Raw genomic sequence first — 17,728 nt, 5'->3', positions numbered from 1 at the left:
TCACTCAGGCACAAACGGTTTGAATTGATGGAACAGAGTTTTGAACTTGGAATGATATGGGCGATTGTCAAGCGCCGCTATCTCTACTTCGTTGTACCGTTTGTCCTGGTGTTTGCCATCGTTGTTGTGGTCGCCTACGCCCTGCCCCGCAGCTACGAAGCCAAAGCGACGATCCTTATTGAATCTCAGCGAATTCCCAGCGAGCTGGCCTCCACCACAATCACAGCCAGCCCGAGTGAACGGATCAAGGTGATCGAACAGCGCCTGTCCGCGCGCGACAATTTGCTGAGTATTGCAAGCAAGTTCTCGTTATACAATTCGGAAGGTCGGCGAGATAATTCTCCATCTGAAATTGTCGACAAGATGCGAGACGCTCTCGAAATAAAGCAGATCGGTGTCGCAACCTCGGGCAGAAATACTCAAGTCATCGGCTTCGACGTCACTTTCCGGTATTCCAACGCAACCCTGGCAGCGCGAGTTGCCAACGAACTTGTGACTTCGATCCTTTCGCAGAATCTTGAAACTCGTCTGAGTCGAGCCGCTGAGACGAGTGATTTCTTTCAGCAACAATTGCGCAATCTTGAAAAGAAACTCCTGGCAGTCGAAAACCAGATCGCCGCTTACAAAAGAGATAACGAGACAGCATTGCCGGACACTCTTGCCATCCGGCGCGAAAAACTGACTGAGATATCTGCCAATATTGACGCGATAGGCCGGCAGATCACGCTCTCGGAACAAGCTGGAAACGATGCCGGATCAACGGGCGGCGCAGAAGCGCAACAACTTGCTTTCCGTCTTCAGTCCCAGGAGTTGAACTACGATGCCTTCGTGGAACGGCGCGAATTGCTGGCACCGCTTCTGGAGAAAGGGTTCGTCTCGCAGAGAACCATGGATGATCTGGACAGGCAGATTGCGCAAGCCAAAATTGAAATCGCAGCCCTGAAGTCCCAGATGGCTCAGCAGGGCTTTACCGCTGACCCCGAAACCAGGCTCAAATTGCTACAATCGCAAAAGGTCGAATTCGAGCGAAGGGCCGACGAACTTCGAAAGAGCATTTCCAGAACGCCTTCTGTGGAAGTCGAACTGGCTGCAATGGTGCGGGAGTATGAAAACCTGCGGGCGGAATATACCCAAACCAAAGCGAAACTCACGGATGCAGAGATCGGCGAAAAGCTTGAGCAGGACAGGCAGGCTGAACGTTTCGAAGTCCTCGAGCAGGCCACAACACCGGAAGAGCCAACAAAGCCGAACCGTATTCAGATTGTCGCAGCCGGTGGAGCCGGTGCAATGGCGCTAGGCGCGGGGCTTGTTCTTCTGCTTGAGTTTCTCGACAAGAGCGTTCGAACCGCAAGTGATCTGGAGAGACGGCTTCAATTGCGTCCAATCGCCGTCATTCCCTATGTCACGACCCGACGAGAACGGATTCGTCGTTTCGCAAATCGCGTTTTAGCAGTTTGCATCTTGTTGACTGTCGTCGTCGGAGCCCTGGCAGCGGCCCATCTTTTCATTACCCCCCTCGATATTTATGCCGAGCGCATGTGGCAAAAGGTTCAACCTTTGCTGCCGATTTCGTTGCTGTCGTAAGTTTCGTCCAGGTCTCGATGTTTGGAGAAAATGAGTGGAACACATCAAGAGTGCACTAAAAAAGGCCGGCGTTCTGGACGAAAATATCGAGTCGGTTGCCCCTGCGCGCGCACCGGAACGCAGGATGCCCGTCAAGGAATTCGAGGCGACCGAACAACCGGAACCTTTTACACTGCGTCAGGTTGAAATAGACCAGAAGCACCTTGAGAAAACGCGGATCGTGTCAAAGTCCATGGACGATCCCAACCACATCGCCTTCAACCTGCTTCGCACGAGAGTGCGCAAGGCAATGTCCGACAACAAGTGGAATTCCCTTGCGATCACATCGCCTACAGCCGGTTGTGGCAAGACCATGGTTACCTTGAACCTGGCGTTCAGTCTTTCCCGAAATCCGGGGCTCAGGACAGTTGTCGTCGACCTGGATCTCAAGAGACCGTCGGTTGCGCCTACACTCAAGGTCGAACCGGATCGATCTATTGCCCAGTATCTTTTGGGAAAGGCAGAAGCCAAAGACTGTTTCGTACAGGTGGATCCAAATCTGGTTCTAGGTCTCAACAGCGGCCATACGCCCGCCTCGTCCGAGTTGCTTCAAGCTCCCAAAATGCTGGAACTGTTTGAATTTATTGAAACCAAACTCCAGCCTGAAGTCATCCTGTTCGATCTCCCTCCCATGCAGAGCAGTGATGATGCGCTGGGGTTTCTCCCCCGAGTGGACACTTCCCTGCTTGTTGTGGCGGCAGGAACGACAACAACTGCCGAAGTTGACGAGTGTGAATTGCAGATAAGCGAACTCGACAAACTTCTCGGCATCGTCCTGAACAAGTGCGAAAGCGCTAAGAGTGAAGAATACTACTATTAGAGCAAGTTTCATTTTTGAGTTTCGAGCACGGGCTGATTTGCCGGTCCCGGTGGATCGGTCGCAGAATTGAACGCCAATCCGTATCGCAATCGTGAGAATACATCGCTGCAACATTTTCGGCGCTGACGATATCCACTCTTGAATGGGCAAAACAAAAAACGCTCTAAAGACAAATATGACTAATCGTAACCTTGTTTTCAAAAATTCCGTAGAGGCACTGCAATCCTGCTTGTCACTCTGTATCGGAGATGATAACTCAATTTTGTATAAAAATAGATATAACTGACAATGCAATAAAAGGCTGTGTTATTCATGAAGTTTAAGAGTGTGGTTTCCGCGTGTGCCCTCTTGGCGGCCAGTGCGAGCATGGCTGTCGCGGCCCCGATTTCCCTGACAAAGACAAATCCGAGTGACACATTTGACGGCGGCGGCCGGAAGTCTCTCAGAATTATCAACGATGCCGGACCTGCACTCAATCAGCGAGTGACCGCAGGTGGTTTCCGTCTCACCGATCAGACAAATGGCATTGATTTTATCGCGTGGTGCGTGGATATCGCGCACAACCTTTCGCTGAAGGGTCTCTACGAGGTCACGAGTGCGCCGTTTACAAATACGTTTGCATTCACGCAGACGCAAAAAGACAACGTCAAGAGCCTCTTTGAAACAAGCTATTCCAGTCTGAACCTGAATAACAACCATGAGTCTGCCGGTTTTCAGCTGGCGCTCTGGGAAGTTATTTACGAAGATTCCGGAACATTCGATGTGAAGAATGGGTCATTCTATTCGAACACGAATACCTCTGCCCGGAACATTGCCAATGGTTTCCTTGCAAACCTGGGTGGTGCGGTTACGCAGGCGTATAACGTTTCGTATCTGGAGTCTCTTGGTTGGGAAAAAAGTGGCAAAACGAAATATAGCCAGAACCTTGTCAGCGTGACACCGGTTCCACTGCCCGCGGCTGGACTATTGCTGGCTTGCGGCCTGGCAGGACTTTACGCTTCAAATCGACGCAAGAAGACATAACTTTTTGTTGCGTTACTTGAACGCGCAAACTATTTTGTATGTCGAATTGTATAAAGTCCGGGTTTCGACCCGGATTTTAATATTATTTTTAATTAGAGTTGGTATTTTGCTTTCTACTTTGCAGTCCAAGCGCGAATTTGCTGCCTTTTCGCCGCAATTCAACCCTAGGCTTAAATACGATCAAATTGAGCGGACGAATTTGCATGGTTCGACTTGCAGGTTCTGAAAATCATTTGATCGTGTGCAAAGGGAACGTCGTATCGAATTTACCTTTTTTGGAGTAAGATCTTGAAAACGTCCCGTAAACTTGTTTATTGAAATTCAAAATGAAACTGTAAAATTGCAATCAAATTAGAACAGTCGAAGCATTGCAATTTTATTGGCTTTAGCTGATGCAACAAGAACCAAAATTTGAACAATCGCGCACCTCGGGGTCGATGATGTACGAGCCGTATTACGGTCTCTTGATGAAGCCTTTTGCACTGGTTCCCGACCCCCGATTTATATATTGGGCGGGACCGCACAGCATGGCATTTGCCATGCTGGAATATGGAATAGTCAACCACGCCGGTTTCACCGTCGTGACCGGTGAAGTCGGTGCCGGCAAGACAACGCTCATTCAACACCTGCTCAGCAAGCTGCCGGGAGATATCCAGGTTGGGTTGCTCGACAATACGGGTGGCACCGGAGAATTGCTTCAATGGATCCTGATGGCGTTTGATCAGGACTTTGATAGCGACTCACACGTAAAGCTGTACAAGCAATTTCGTGATTTTCTCATCGAGCAATATGAGGCCGGCCGCCGCACCGTTCTTATTGTCGATGAAGCACAGAACTTGGGTTCGGAAACGCTCGAAGAACTGCGGATGCTTTCCAACATCAACACGCATGACCGGGAACTGCTTCAGATCGTGTTGAGCGGACAACCGGAGCTGAAAACACTGCTCGCGGCGCCGAGCTTGAGGCAATTCGTTCAACGGGTAACGTCCGACTTCCATCTGTCGTTCCTCGAGCAGCAGGAAGTTGCCGGATATATCGCGCACAGGCTGAAAGTTGCTGGCGCAAAACGAGCCCTGTTCACTCCAGGAGCCTGTGATCTGATATATTACGCGACACAGGGCACCCCGCGACTGATCAATACGCTGTGCGATACAGCCCTGCTCTACGGCTTCGCCACGGAAGCAGAGGAAATAACACCTGACATCGTCAAAAGAGTGCTCGATGATAAACGGCGCTTTGGTGTGTTTGCCGTACAGCCGGATCTTGCATTGCCGCAGTGATGCGCTGAGAACCGTCTGGAGGCGGATGCAGGCTTCGTGAACGCATAGCAGAGAACCTGATTGAATTATCAAACAAACGCGGGCCCAGGGTCCGCGTTTTTGCGTTGTTGACGCTGTCAGTAGCTGGACCGGTGTCGGTCCGGGAGTTCACTGCGGCTTGAAACGGAACCAAAGCCTCAGGCTTTTGAGACCATTTCAGTCGGCAGACCCCGCCGGGCAATGGCGTTTCGTGTATCAACGATCGGTACGTTCAGGCGGATCAGCGCTTCATAGTCAATTGCATCATGATCCGTTGAAATCAGAATGGCGTCGTAGTCTGCGTCCCCGACTTCCACAGAGCTTACGGATTCCCGTCCAAGAAGATGAGCAAACTCTCTCATGGCCGGGATCCTGTCGATATGAGGATCAAGAAAATCAACTTCCGCCCCGCTTTTCAGCATCATGTCCATCAACGTGACTGACGGGCTTTCCCGCATGTCCGGCACATTCTTCTTGTAGCTTATTCCGACAAGCAAAATCCGTGAGGTCGAGAGCCCCTTCCCGCACTTCAGATCCAGGACCTCACGCAACTTCGAAATGACAAACTGAGGCATGTTGACGTTGATCTCGCCGGCTAGCTCAATGAACCGGGTTGTGTGGCCGAATTCGCGGGCCTTCCAGGTCAGATAAAACGGGTCGATGGGGATGCAATGCCCTCCCAAACCCGGCCCGGGGTAGAAAGGCATGAAGCCGAATGGTTTGGTTGACGCGCCGTCGATCACTTCCCAGACGTCTATTCCCATCGCGTCGTAGATCACCTTCAGTTCGTTCACGAGCGCGATGTTGACGGCTCGAAAAATGTTTTCCGTGATCTTTACTGCTTCGGCGGTGCTGGTCGTCGAAACGGGCACAACCTCGTCCACGACCTTGCTGTAAAAAGAGACGGCCAATTTCCGTGAGATTTCAGAATCGCCGCCAACGATCTTCGGAATGGAATGCGTGCGATAATCCTTGTTGCCGGGATCCTCTCGTTCCGGGCTGAAGGCAACCCAGAAATCTTTGCCGGGACAAAGGCCACCTGAGGCCAGAACCGGTGTAAGAACTTCCTTTGTTGTCCCGGGGAAAGTCGTGGACTCAAGAACAACCAGGGTCCCCTCCAGCATGTTTTGCGCAATGACCTTTGCCGTATCTTCAACGTAGGACAGATCTGGTTCGCGATGGCGCGTGAGTGGTGTCGGGACACAAATGACGATTACGTCGCATTTCGCCAACCCTGAAAAATCGGTCGTCCAGTTCACAGATCCGATCCGAGAGGCCTCATTGAGCATCTCGTCTGTCACCGCGTCGATGTAGCTCCTTTTTTCCTCCAGTCGACTGATCTTGTCGGCGTCGATGTCAAAACCCGTAACGGAAAACCCACGCAACGCGACGGTTACGGCAAGCGGCAAGCCGACATAACCCAGACCGATTACCGCGATCCTGGCCTGCTTGCTCTCAAGCATTTCCAGCAGTTTGACGCTATTCCTGTTTTCCGTATCCATCTTGGGGTCCTGGTCAGTTGAGCATGCGCGCGCCCGGCAAAAAATCAGAATGAGATGTTTATCTGTTTTTCACCGGCGTTCATCAAAAAAGGAAAGCGGTTCATGGAATTCAACCGCTACGCTTTCGTTCATTGGGTTATCACTCGGGCCAAAGAACTCTCCAGACACAAAAACACCCGGCCGGACTGCGAATGTCCTGCCGGGTGCTCTTCAACTGACTACTTTCAACTGAAGTCTCCGCTCGGAGAAAGCGAATGACCGCGATGTTGTGCGCTCAGCGCTGTTCTCAGTTTTCAATTGCCGGGAAATAACTCGGCAATTGCGGAACCACGCTGCTCAGGAAATTCTGCAAACGCTCGTCGGCGAGCTCAACATCTTCCGTCCGCGTGAGAGGTGTGACGACACGCACAAGACCGCCATCAGATCGACCATCAGCAAACGTATCCCACATCGATGCGAATTTCGCTTCGAAGTCATTCGTGATCCGGCGACCACGCTGCTCGAACCAGAAATACACCAGCTGGCGTTCAAGTCCCTGCTGGATAATTGCGCGGTTCACCGGAAAACTCTGCTGTTCGCCATCGCTTCCAACTGTAATTGTCCTTTGCTGCCACTGGGAAACCTCCCAGCCGCCACCTGGCAGGCAAATTTCAGGAGAGTGAATGCCGGAGCCCTTTGTCTGAGACTTGTAGAACGTCATCAGCAGGTTGATGTCCTTCTCTCCGTCACTGAAATCCGCCAGGAGATATTCGTCAGCGCCCAGAACCCGTTCGATGTCTCTGTCGAGGATCGTTGCCCGTCCCTGCCAGTTCTCGACATTCATCGGGAATATGCCAAGCGGCAGCCGATTGATCGGTGCAGGCTCTTGCGTGGGTGTCATCTGCCAGGCGATGCCCGCAAGCAACGCAATAACCGCGGCGGAGATGAAGGCACGGCCTGCCTTGAGAGACGGGAGCTTCTTGAGAGGCCCCATCATACCCTGATAGTCCATGCCGATGATGTAGGCGGGGCGCTCTCTTCCGAATGAGAAGTAGCGCGACAGGATCCAGGCCAGAATGTAAAGGATGGCGGTACAGGAGATAAAGATTACCCAGCCTTCAAAATAGTGCAGGAAACCTTCGGCCTGTTCAATTCCGTAGTAGTTGACCAGAACCCCGATCATGCCGACCCGGAAACTGTTCATCAAGATTGTGACTGGAATTGTTGCCAGAAAGATCACGACCCTGTGCCAGTTCGGACCGTTGTAAAGCACAGCCATCAGCCAGCCAAAGCTGAACAACGGGAACAGGTACCGAAGGCCGCTGCACGCTTCAGCCACGAGCAGCTTGTATTCGCCAAGATCGATTACCGTGCCATCCAGCAATACGGGAATGTTCATAAGCTGAATGACCGCAACACCAAGTTCGGCGGAAACAGCCTGAAGATGCGTGGAAACCTGCAGATAAATGAAGGCAGGCAAAGGCAGCATGAAGATCAGGTGCAGCCAGCCGGGCCAGAACCTGAATCCTTCCCTGGTGCCAGCCAGCAGCAAGATCAGCGCGCCAATATAGAGAATGAAGCCGTAGGTGATGATGTCGGGAATCTCGACGAGGTTCCCAACCAAGCCGATCAGGAGAGCGGCAGCGAGAACAATGAACCCAACAATCCGACTGCCGTGATCGGCTTTGACCGGATGACGGTTGATTTCGAGAAGCGTCATGTAAAGGGTGATGAGCGGAACAAGCGGGCCGTAACTGTATTCCGGCCGCGCCCATGCGTATCCCAGGGAAATCAACCCATCCCAGTAAAATGCGGCCGCCCCGAGTGACGCAACCAAGATCCACGGAATTGCGCGTGTCGCAAGCGAGGCATAGTCGGTAGACTCACCGTGTTCATCGTTTCGAAAGTCGACAGTCATAAAATGTTCCGTCCAAAATCGTTAAATTCGGTAACCCAGAAATTCAAATCTGATCTTTGAACTCTACATACCTACATTCCGGCCCTATTTGTAACTAAATTATTGGTGAGAATGCGAGCATCATTAGAATTTGAATAAAACAATTGACGAATTAAGCTTAATTTCGGATCGATATTGGATTTGGCCAGACTCTGTTTGACCTTGCAAACTGGTTCGCCATATACCTTGCTTGATTTGATTTTTGATTTGTGTACCGAGGAGTTGGATAGTTGGTAGAAACGTACAACAAGCCAATGCCTGTTCTGGGAAAAGTATTGATAATCGTAGAAAATCTTCCTGTCCCGTTTGACCGCCGGGTATGGCAGGAGGCGACAGCGCTTCGGCAAGCCGGGTATGAAGTCTCTGTTATTTGCCCTACCGGTAAGAAGCATACTCTCCTAGAGGAAACTCTGGACGGCATTCATATCTACAGGCACAACCTGCCGCTGGAAGCATCCGGAGCTCTCGGTTACCTCGTTGAATATTCAGCTGCGCTTTTCCATGAAATGCGGCTGTCTCTCAAGGTTCTGAGGAGACATGGTTTCGATGCCATTCATGCCTGCAATCCGCCGGACCTGATTTTTCTGGTTGCGCTCTTCTACAAGTTGTTTTTCGGGAAAAAATTTATTTTCGACCAGCACGATATCAATCCGGAGCTCTATGAAGTCAAATTCGGCAAAAAGGGCTTCTTTCACAAGCTGCTGACATTTTTCGAACGCTGCACCTTCAAGCTTGCAGACGGGAGTCTTGCAACGAACGAAACCTTGAAGGGAAGAGCCATTGAAACGGGCAAGATGCCGCCGGACAAGGTCTGGGTCGTCAGAAGCTTTCCAGATATCGAACGGTTCAAGAGAACCACTCCGGACGAGAGTGCAAAAAGAGGCCGGCGCTATCTGGCGGGTTATGTCGGCATCATGGCCGAACAGGACGGTGTAGAGTATCTCGTGCGGGCAATGGACCATATCGTCAATGGTCAAGGTAGAGACGATATCGGCTGCGTCATTATCGGCGACGGCCCCGATTATGATCGATTGCGCGCACTTGCGGCCGAACTCAATCTGCTCGACCATGTTGAATTCACCGGATATCTCTCAGGAGCGCCGCTCCTTGAAAAATTGTCCGCATGCGATATCGGCGTCATCCCCGACCCGCCAAATGTCTGCAACGACAAGCTCTCCATGAACAAGGTGTTCGAGTACATGGCGCTTGGAATGCCGTTCGTGCAATTCGAGCTTGAGCAGGCCAAGATCGACGCCGGAGAAGCCGCTCATGTCGTCCCTGAAAAGACGCCGGAAAGCCTGGCGCAGGGTATGATTGACCTTCTGGGCGACCCTGAGCGGCGCACCACAATGGCGACCTATGCTTCGCATCGTGCACAAAGAGAATTCCACTGGGATCTGGAGAAACATTCCCTGCTGGATGCATACCGGACACTTTTGCAGCCAAAGGAAGCTGCGAAGATCACTGAATCGGTCAGCGTCTCTCAGTGAATACGCCGTCATTGCGACGTAGCATGGCCACAAGCTTCATTTTGGCTTGTCGAGTGCGGCGCAAACCGAGTCTTTATAGGTCGCGATGACATTTTTCCGCTGAAACTGCGATAATTTGCCGGATTCCTGCCAAGTTGCCAGTTCCTTTTTCAAGGCAACTTGCTCGACAACCAGTCTTTCCATCGCGGCTTCGATGCCCGATCCGTCATTCGCCGACACGCCGAGAGCAAATGAGGCTTCGTCGAAAAACCCATCGATTGCCCAATCCTTTGGAAACACAACCGGGCATCCCGCAAGCAGCGCCTCAAGAAAGACCATGCCAAAGGTTTCGCGTTTCGAGACCATCGCAAAACCGCAGGCACCGTTGAGCATTGACTGGACATTTTCGTGCGGGATTGGGCCTTTTCGCACAAATGAGGTCGCCTGACAATCAGCAATCAGCTTGTCGATCGCTGTTTCCTGTTCGGCCGCCCCGCCCCCATAAAGGTGAAATGCATAGGCGGGGTGCCGCTTTTGAATCTCTGCACTTGCCTTTATCAACGCGGCGACGTTCTTGTTGCGATAATCCTTGAGATGAAAAACGGACGCCAACACGGGATCGACAACGCGCGGTGCAATTATCCGGTCTTCGGGCGACGTGCACGGCAGGAGAATGGTCGGTTTTGTGCGCGCGCCGAGTGCATTGTCACAAACGCGCTGGCCCATCACGGAAAAGGGGAACACCAGCTCTGCTCCGTGGTAGATCCGTCGATAACTGGCGAGAAGGTCCGGGCGAAATTTCAAGATCTTTCGGTCCGTGTTTACCTGGATCGAAAGCGCGTAAGGGCACCCGATATATTCGCTGAGTTTTTCAGCGATCAATCCCTCAATGGACAACTTGTGGCCGTGTATCAGGTCGGGCCTTATGCCTTTTGTGACCAGATCATCGGCGATCCTGTCCGCCAGCCGCAAGAGTGAGGCCTGCATGTAAAGACCACCTGGCAATCCCTCATAGCGAATTGCTGTTACGCCATCCTTCTCGCGTTCAAAGCCGATACCGAACGCGGGCTTTGCCGGATTTCCAATAAGTGTCGTGAGTGCCGAAGCAGCGGATGGGGACGCCCGATTGATCGAGTAGACGTGCTGGTCGAATGTTTCGTGAACAGCTTCGACAAGACTGCTGACTGCCCTTGTTTTTCCCGGCAGACAACTATCGGGGTAGTCTCCCGAGACATGCACAATCACTTTGGCCATCTTCAGGAACTACCTCTTGCCGGCTTTCTTGTTGTTTTTGCTCCCAGAACCCGGTCTTAAGCGTTTCAGGCCCCGTCTCAGCTTCTCCAGCGCTTCTGATAACGGTGTCGAAATCTCGTCCTGCGCGTTGAGGATACTGCGGCCCATCAACATCGGCTGCAGCCTCCTTTCCCGGATGGCCCTGACAAGTTCCTGCTCCAGGTCGTCGCCCGAGACGTTGGTGCGATGTGTCAACGGCCAATAGTGGCGAATATGATGAAAGTCGACACCGACGGTGGCGGACAGCCCGGATTTGGCAATCAGGGACTTTGCTTCCTTGCCAGGTGCCACACCATCAGACTTGCGGTTCCAGACTTCGATGCCGTCCAGATAGGGAACGAATGCCTCTTCGAACTTCAGATAGGCCTGACGCCTGACCGGATGGGCGAAGATCGCGACGCCACCTGCGGATTTGACCTTTTGCAAGGTTTCGAGAACCGGCTGGTGTTCACTCAGAAAATGATCGAGCCCCCAGGTCAGTATGTGAATGTCATTGTCGGGAGAAGAATATTCAATTCCCGGAACCAATGTACATTTCCCGGTTGATGCGCTGGCGCATTCGGCCCTGTAGTCATCAAAACTCGCAGGTTCGAATCCCGTGTCGTGTTCGCTCATCATGACAACGTCAACACCACGGGCACCGAAGAAATCCGCAATCTCCGCAAGCGTCCAATGACCATCATAGGACCAGAGGGAATGCGCATGCAGAACGACATTGAGCGTCCGGTTCATCTGTTGCGTCCCCTGATCCCCTTCACAACGGTGAATGCCGCTTCCCGCAGAAAGAAGAGCGGAAAAGCGCGGTCATAGTTATAGAAGCCGGATGGTGAATGAAGTGAGAAAACGCCGCAGGCGGAACGAAAGAAGTTCGGCCACCTCTCCGCATGAAACTTGCTCTTTGGTCCCTTGATCACGAAGAGAAGGTGCAGAATTTCCCGCCCCAGATGACGAACCCGTCGGTCGTCGGGGAAACCGGGCGATGCGTCGGGATGAAAGCCCGGATCAAATGCCTGTTCGACGGCCCAGCCTGGATAGTCGTAACCATTGCGACGCGTAAGGGCCGTGGATCCCCACAGCCGGCCATTCAGTTCGATAAACCAGCTATTGCCTTCCTCATCGGTCAACAACTCGACCATGAACGGGCCCTGCCAACCAATGGACGCTATGAAGGTCTTCACCTTGTCAATCAGGTCATCCGCGGGTCTTGTCGCGCAGCAGGCACTTGCGCCTGACCCGTGCGGGTTCATCATCCTGATCCGGCGATGTCCGAAAACCTGTGCGACCCCATCCTTTCCCGCAAATCCGAAAACGCCCTCACCCGTTCCATGAATAAGTGGTTGAACAAGTACCGGAAAGGAAAATGCCTGTTCGCCGGGAAGCGTTTCAAGGTCTGTCTGGTCGAAGAGGTAGTGGGCATCTCCCTTCCTTATCCGACCGGCATGGTCCAGCGATACTGCGCGAGCAGGTTTCACGATTGCCGGAAATTTTGATGCCTTGAAAATTTCATCCCGCGAACTTGCAACGATTGTGGGCGGAACTGCCAGACCTGCGGCCTCTGCAGCTTCGATCTGTCTAGCCTTGTCGAGGGCAATGTCCTTTTGTACTCCGACAGCGTTCGCCAAAACGGGCTTGCGTTCCGCGTCGCCAAGACTGTTTAACGCCTCGTTTGCGAGCCACAAACTCGTATCGTCAAGCGCAAGCATCGCATCGATGTCCGGATTGTTGCGAAGCAGGTTGGCCAGATCCCGTGTCGCCAGATCGGCACTTTGCTCGGGTGCATGTATCAGGAAGGGTTCACCCACCGGAAGAATTTTAGACAAGGGGGCAACAGTATCCTGACGCTGAAACACTCGCACCTTGTATCCCTTGTGATACAAGCTGAAAAACACTTCGGGCGCAGCCAGGGCATCCGCGAAGCCAATGAGGACAGTCTTTGCGTTTTGCACTGGTTTCATCTTCAAAGGATCTGTTTCTTGGCTTTGGCGAGTGAGCGGCGCAAGCTCCTGACGATGCTTTCCCGGCCCGACAGAAAAAGTGCCACCGCCTCTAGTGATGTATCAGCGCGTACCGACCAGCGCGGTATTGGGTATGGCGTACCTGAATACCCGCCCCCGTCACTTGAAAAGACACGCTCATATCCGTTGGATTTCAGTCGTTCGAGAGTGGATCTTCCGTACTGTCCGAACGGAATGGCAGCTTCGGTGATCTTTTCGCCTGTGCAGTCTTCCAAACGCGCCTTGGCGTCTACAAGTTCCCTGCGCGTGCAGGCGTCGTCGAGATGCTTCCAACTCACGTGGTCATACCCATGAGATCCGATCTTGTGTCCGAGACCCAGTAGCTCACGCAGATGCACGCTGCCCAGAGAGCCTTCCTCGTCCAGACGACCGGCCAGGGGGAAGAATGTCGCAGTCAATTCTCTTGCCTCCAGCCCCTTTGCGCCAATCTCCAGATCGGACAGGTTGCCGTCGTCGAATGTAATAAGGACCCTGTCCTTGACCGGGGCGATCAGATCAAGAAACCGGTGATACTGCTCCTCGCTGATCCAATAGTGCGCCTCCCCGTCTTCCAGGGGCCGCATCGGCGAACCAATTCCATGAAAATTGACAATTAGAAACTCGCTATTCCGCATGTCGCACCACAGTCACTCCGATTTGGTTTCGCCAGGAAAGGTGAATTTACAATTGTGCGGTTTCTTCGTAGTAGCCGATCATGCGATTGATCTTGCTTTCCCAAAGCCCTACCTGCTCCACTCTTTTCCTAGCACCATCACCGAGACGTTTTCTCAGCGTTGAGTCAGACGCAACTTTAACGATTGCGTCACTAAGATCCGCAGCCATCTGTTCCGGATTTTCAGCAGGCACGGCAATGCCGCTTTCATCAGTGACAAGGAAACCCGGACCACCGACATTTGACGAGATTACCGGCAAGCCATACCGCATCGCTTCCAGAATAACGCCTCCCGTCGGTTCTCTGAAACTTGGGAATAAGAATATGTCGTGCGTTCGATACAAACGCTCGACTTCTGACCTATCAACTTTCCCCAAGAAATTGATTTTGTGAGCAACCCCAAGTTTCTCAGCCTCCTGCCGGCACATGTCGAGGTCTTCACCCGCACCTGCAGCAGTAAGCAGGACGTCGCATTCGGATGGAAGATGTGCGATGGCGCGCACGGCGTCTCGCAGACCCTTGGTTCGGATGACACGGCCGACATAGAGTAGTCGCAGGGGTTTGCCAGCCGGACTGCGCTGCTCCGGATTCTGAGCGAGTTCATCTATTCCGACTTCGCACTCCACCTCAAACCGTTTTAGTGAAATCGGAGACAGAATGTCTTTCAGGTACGGGGCCGCACCGAGTACCAAAGAGGCGTCCGAGTACGACCGCCGCAGCAGTGGGTCGTAACGCATTCTCATGCTGTCGGAATATCGAAACCGAGTGTAAAATGGTGCTTTGCCAACGTCTTCAACAAAACCTTCAGGCGTCCGCAATCCACCCGACAACGGCCCGACAATGTAGGGAATACCCAAACCTGCGCACGGGTTCGGATAACGGACGGCGATGGGGATCAGATGATGCATAACATCGAATTGTTGCCCATCGGCAATGAGTTTCTTTATCTCGCGTCTCGCCCGCCAATAATAGTAAGGATACCAGGGCTTTGCCATCGCATTAAAACGCTCGAACCTTCGGAACCAATCGAATTCGTGCCACTCAATGACAGTGGCCTCTGGAATTTGCTTCGACGGACGCTCGCTATGGGATTTATACTGTGTAACGAGCACAACTTCACATCTCTTTGAGAGAGCTCGAATCCATTTGTAAGCATTGAAACTCTCACCAACATCGTCGCGTTCACAATGAGACGAGACAATAAGCACACGCATCTTTTCTCTCGGCTTCATGACTTCACCGGAGTTTCATGCACCCAATCAGCCAAGAACCCATACGTTCTCAGAACCAGCACCGATTTCTGGCTGGCTCGCGAGTTTCTGCAACACATAGTTAACCTACTCCAAAAGGCTTTCTAATGAACGATCTCAATTTATTGTCTCGTGCATTGCAAAATACTGCTGACGAGATGCTATTTCCTTAAATACACCTTGGCATTTCAGCTACGACCTTGCGAAAGTGATCCGCACGATGTTGCGCTGCTTCTTTGCGCGTAAGCAGCCCATAGACTTTCCAGAACAAAAAACGACTGCCATTGAATAACAAGAGCAGTATCCATGCAATTGTGGCGCTCACGATTCCATGATGCTTGTGATGCAGCTTTATGGTCGCATTCGTCAGCATGACATCCCGCTTGAAATTCAATTTACGGGCAGAGCCTCCGCCCAGATGCGTAATCTCACCGACAGGTGCGCAATGTACACGCCAACCTTTCTCACGAAAACGAACGCACCAGTCCGTCTCTTCACCGAAGAAGTAAAAATCCTCGTCCAGGACGCCAACTTCATCCATCGCGCTTTTGCGAACGGCCATGTAACAGCCGGCTACAACGTCAACGTCGCGCGCATCGAGGCGATCCCAGTTCAGCATGCGATAGCGGTCGAAAAGCGGCACAGACTTGAAACGCCAAAGCCCGCTTGACAAAATGATGAGGTTCAAAAGCGATGGAAACTGGCTCGTATTGGGCTGCATGGTGCCGTCCTGATTGAGAACCCGGCAGGCCAGCACACCAATATCTGGATGAGCGTCCAAATACTGTACGGTCTCTTTCAACACGTCGCCATGTACAACTGTGTCGGAGTTCAACAATAGTATGTGGCGGCCCCTCGAACGCGTGAAACCCTGGTTGTTCGCTGCGGCAAATCCCCTATTTTCGCTATTTCGTATCAGGACAGCGTCTGGAAATTCACTCTCAACCATATCGGCTGAGCCGTCGGACGACGCGTTGTCTATTACAACTACTTCAGCATCAAGGGGTTCCAGGTTCCGATAACAGCTCTGCAAACAATCTCTTAGCATGTCAATTGTGTTCCAATTGACAATGACGATAGAAAGATCCATTCGGCGATCCTGCTTAAGAAATAAATTCAGTGTCCGCAATAGTGGACCTTGATCTAGATGAATATCCGCTGATATTCCAGATGTTTCGTTTACTCGGGCAAAAAAACATTTCTTTTGGTAAAGGATTGTCTCGAATACCACTTATTTGCGGGCGAGTGACAGACATATCACGGCTTTCAGCTTGAAGTTCAGCTATCCGAAATCGGCTCAAAAAGCTGTTTACTATGTTCATCAGCCGTTGTTGGACAACAAAGGCTGAAGATGCCATTACTGCACGCTGTTTCATCGCGTTTTGGCCGATTTGCCGCCAATCTAGTCTGTACACGGGAAAGCAATAATTGATGAATAGAACAAAGGCACGCGTAATTGAGGCGATGCCATCCCATCTTCGCGACGTACTCAGATACTGCCGGCGAGCCCTTGATCCGGTACCGATTGAATCTCGAGTAATTAGGCCTTGCAGTTTTGTCGCGGACCCAAGTGAAAGGCCCAGACTAAATTTGATCCTGCCATCTCTTTCCAAAAAGAAAGCGTTTGGAGGCGTCACGACGACGCGGGATTTTTTTTTCGAGTTGACGGCAGCAATATCACGAAACCTCCCTCTCGATGTTCGGGTTATTGTTGAAGATCGCTACGACCCCGAAGACACTATCCTTACAGACCCTTCAGGAGTCACTATCGAAAGCCTGACAGTTGACGGTCGAACGATTGGTACACGCAGGCGCGATCTGTTTCTTGTCTATAACTGGTGGATTGCACTCAATCTGGACGATGTTCTCGAAGCTCAGGCAACATATTTTTCTCAATCCGTTTTGACCAAATTCTACATTTTTCAAGAATACGAGCCAAATTTCTATCCGTTTTCATCAGCAAACATTATGGCGACAGCTGCAATAAACTCTCATACTCCGCAGAATATTATATTCAACACAAACGAACTTCTTGAATACTTTCAAGCACTCAATAACAAATGCGACAAATCCTATGTATTGGAGCCAGTAATGTCGCCTGCGATCCGTCCATTCCTTGACAGTCTGCAATCGACAGAGAAAGAGCGGATCATTCTTGTATATGGTCGGCGCAATATAGACCGTAATTGTTTTTCCATCCTCGAAGACGGCCTAAAGATCTTTGCGAAGCTCATGCCGGCAAACAGGCCAGCCGAGAAAGGCGGGTGGACCATTTGTTCGGCAGGTTTGAAACACAAAGATATTCCGCTCGGAAACGGATACACTCTCAAGTCCCTTGGCAAACTCAGTCTGGAAGACTACGGGGCTCTACTGTGCCGATCGGCTGTTGGCGTATCGTTGATGGCTTCACCTCATCCCAGCTACCCTCCTTTGGAAATGGCGCATTTCGGCATGCGCACAATAACCAATAATTATGCGAACAAAGACATGTCGAAACGCCATGAGAATCTACTGCCACTTGGCCGAGCACTTCCGACAGAACTTGGCAACAAGCTGAACGAGACCTGTCGGACCTTTGAGGAAAATCCGGTCCTCGGCGCAAAGGCCAGGTCGTACATGCCGTCATTCATAGATGGCGGGAGTTTTTCTTGCCTGAATGATGTGGCACACGATATGCGAGAAATTCTCGGGAAATAGCCTGAACGGGTCTCAGTCTGACAAGGTATTCGGGTAAGGAACCATAGACCAGCGCCGCCTATCGTTTTCCATGAACACGGCTTGTGACACTTTTGCAGCGATTGGTAGATAAGTGAGAGTAGTAGAAAAACATAGGCGTAAGATACGAAT

At 51.7% G+C, this 17,728-nt stretch carries 14 protein-coding genes; 6 read left to right on the top strand and 8 right to left on the bottom strand.

The genetic code is table 11. The features are described 5' to 3' along the window. Positions 1–27: 27 nt before the first annotated feature. The 4 genes from ACO6TI_RS16510 (at position 28) to ACO6TI_RS16495 (ending at position 4,746) form a co-directional block, all read left to right on the top strand. Positions 28–1,584, top strand: coding sequence for a hypothetical protein (locus tag ACO6TI_RS16510; protein WP_196900923.1), 1,557 nt, complete (start codon positions 28–30; stop codon positions 1,582–1,584). A gap of 34 nt (positions 1,585–1,618) precedes the next feature. Continuing rightward, positions 1,619–2,443 (top strand): CpsD/CapB family tyrosine-protein kinase, encoded by an 825-nt coding sequence (locus ACO6TI_RS16505; RefSeq protein ID WP_055112408.1) that lies wholly within the window; start codon positions 1,619–1,621, stop codon positions 2,441–2,443. A gap of 312 nt (positions 2,444–2,755) precedes the next feature. Further along, positions 2,756–3,466, top strand: a complete 711-nt coding sequence (locus tag ACO6TI_RS16500; RefSeq protein ID WP_422382911.1) for a VPLPA-CTERM sorting domain-containing protein — start codon at positions 2,756–2,758, stop codon at positions 3,464–3,466. A gap of 527 nt (positions 3,467–3,993) precedes the next feature. Continuing rightward, complete coding sequence (locus ACO6TI_RS16495) at positions 3,994–4,746, top strand: ExeA family protein (protein WP_235808848.1); 753 nt, start codon at positions 3,994–3,996, stop codon at positions 4,744–4,746. A gap of 176 nt (positions 4,747–4,922) precedes the next feature. On the opposite strand, the gene ACO6TI_RS16490 is transcribed toward ACO6TI_RS16495, so the two are convergent. Beyond that, positions 4,923–6,266 carry a nucleotide sugar dehydrogenase gene (locus ACO6TI_RS16490; RefSeq protein WP_422382910.1) on the bottom strand — a complete coding sequence of 448 codons (1,344 nt, stop codon included), beginning with the start codon at positions 6,264–6,266 and terminating at the stop codon, positions 4,923–4,925. 286 nt (positions 6,267–6,552) lie between these two features. Continuing rightward, entirely contained in the window at positions 6,553–8,163 is a 1,611-nt protein-coding gene (gene xrtD / locus ACO6TI_RS16485) for a VPLPA-CTERM-specific exosortase XrtD (protein ID WP_422382909.1), read from the bottom strand. A gap of 314 nt (positions 8,164–8,477) precedes the next feature. Between xrtD and ACO6TI_RS16480 the strand changes: the two genes are divergently transcribed. Continuing rightward, on the top strand, positions 8,478–9,692 hold the full coding sequence (locus ACO6TI_RS16480) for a glycosyltransferase family 4 protein (RefSeq protein ID WP_196905442.1): 1,215 nt from the start codon (positions 8,478–8,480) through the stop codon (positions 9,690–9,692). Positions 9,693–9,728: 36 nt separating this feature from the next. Here the strand turns inward: ACO6TI_RS16480 and ACO6TI_RS16475 are convergent, their stop codons facing one another. From ACO6TI_RS16475 to ACO6TI_RS16450, 6 genes are all read right to left on the bottom strand, one after another. Next, on the bottom strand, positions 9,729–10,925 hold the full coding sequence (locus tag ACO6TI_RS16475) for a glycosyltransferase (RefSeq protein ID WP_422382908.1): 1,197 nt from the start codon (positions 10,923–10,925) through the stop codon (positions 9,729–9,731). A gap of 9 nt (positions 10,926–10,934) precedes the next feature. Beyond that, positions 10,935–11,696 (bottom strand): PHP domain-containing protein, encoded by a 762-nt coding sequence (locus ACO6TI_RS16470; RefSeq protein ID WP_029065221.1) that lies wholly within the window; start codon positions 11,694–11,696, stop codon positions 10,935–10,937. After that, positions 11,693–12,910 (bottom strand): hypothetical protein, encoded by a 1,218-nt coding sequence (locus tag ACO6TI_RS16465; RefSeq protein ID WP_196900919.1) that lies wholly within the window; start codon positions 12,908–12,910, stop codon positions 11,693–11,695. Before ACO6TI_RS16465 ends, ACO6TI_RS16470 begins: the two co-directional genes overlap by 4 nt. A gap of 11 nt (positions 12,911–12,921) precedes the next feature. Next, entirely contained in the window at positions 12,922–13,542 is a 621-nt protein-coding gene (locus tag ACO6TI_RS16460; protein WP_422382907.1) for a polysaccharide deacetylase family protein, read from the bottom strand. 97 nt (positions 13,543–13,639) lie between these two features. Further along, complete coding sequence (locus ACO6TI_RS16455; RefSeq protein ID WP_422382906.1) at positions 13,640–14,863, bottom strand: glycosyltransferase family 4 protein; 1,224 nt, start codon at positions 14,861–14,863, stop codon at positions 13,640–13,642. A 187-nt stretch (positions 14,864–15,050) separates the two neighbouring features. Next, on the bottom strand, positions 15,051–15,971 hold the full coding sequence (locus ACO6TI_RS16450) for a glycosyltransferase family 2 protein (RefSeq protein ID WP_422382905.1): 921 nt from the start codon (positions 15,969–15,971) through the stop codon (positions 15,051–15,053). 500 nt (positions 15,972–16,471) lie between these two features. Here ACO6TI_RS16450 and ACO6TI_RS16445 point away from each other — a divergent pair, with 500 nt between their 5' ends. Then, a complete protein-coding gene (locus ACO6TI_RS16445) occupies positions 16,472–17,578 on the top strand; it encodes a glycosyltransferase (protein WP_196998496.1) in 1,107 nt (368 codons plus the stop codon). Positions 17,579–17,728 lie beyond the last annotated feature (150 nt).

Origin of the sequence: Roseibium album, assembly GCF_965233825.1 — a bacterium.
In the GTDB taxonomy this organism is placed as follows: Bacteria; Pseudomonadota; Alphaproteobacteria; order Rhizobiales; family Stappiaceae; genus Roseibium; species Roseibium album.
The sequence above is the reverse complement of the archived record's forward strand: the minus strand, read 5'-3'. Positions and strand labels throughout refer to the sequence as shown.

Bases quoted from the DNA above. Each gene is read 5' to 3' on its own strand.
- ACO6TI_RS16510 (WP_196900923.1), top strand. From the start codon at position 28: ATGGAACAGAGTTTTGAACTTGGAATGATATGGGCGATTGTCAAGCGC.
- ACO6TI_RS16500 (WP_422382911.1), top strand. From the start codon at position 2,756: ATGAAGTTTAAGAGTGTGGTTTCCGCGTGTGCCCTCTTGGCGGCCAGT.
- ACO6TI_RS16495 (WP_235808848.1), top strand. From the start codon at position 3,994: ATGGCATTTGCCATGCTGGAATATGGAATAGTCAACCACGCCGGTTTC.
- ACO6TI_RS16490 (WP_422382910.1), bottom strand. From the start codon at position 6,266: ATGGATACGGAAAACAGGAATAGCGTCAAACTGCTGGAAATGCTTGAG.
- xrtD (WP_422382909.1), bottom strand. From the start codon at position 8,163: ATGACTGTCGACTTTCGAAACGATGAACACGGTGAGTCTACCGACTAT.
- ACO6TI_RS16475 (WP_422382908.1), bottom strand. From the start codon at position 10,925: ATGGCCAAAGTGATTGTGCATGTCTCGGGAGACTACCCCGATAGTTGT.
- ACO6TI_RS16470 (WP_029065221.1), bottom strand. From the start codon at position 11,696: ATGAACCGGACGCTCAATGTCGTTCTGCATGCGCATTCCCTCTGGTCC.
- ACO6TI_RS16460 (WP_422382907.1), bottom strand. From the start codon at position 13,542: ATGCGGCCCCTGGAAGACGGGGAGGCGCACTATTGGATCAGCGAGGAG.
- ACO6TI_RS16455 (WP_422382906.1), bottom strand. From the start codon at position 14,863: ATGAAGCCGAGAGAAAAGATGCGTGTGCTTATTGTCTCGTCTCATTGT.
- ACO6TI_RS16450 (WP_422382905.1), bottom strand. From the start codon at position 15,971: ATGGATCTTTCTATCGTCATTGTCAATTGGAACACAATTGACATGCTA.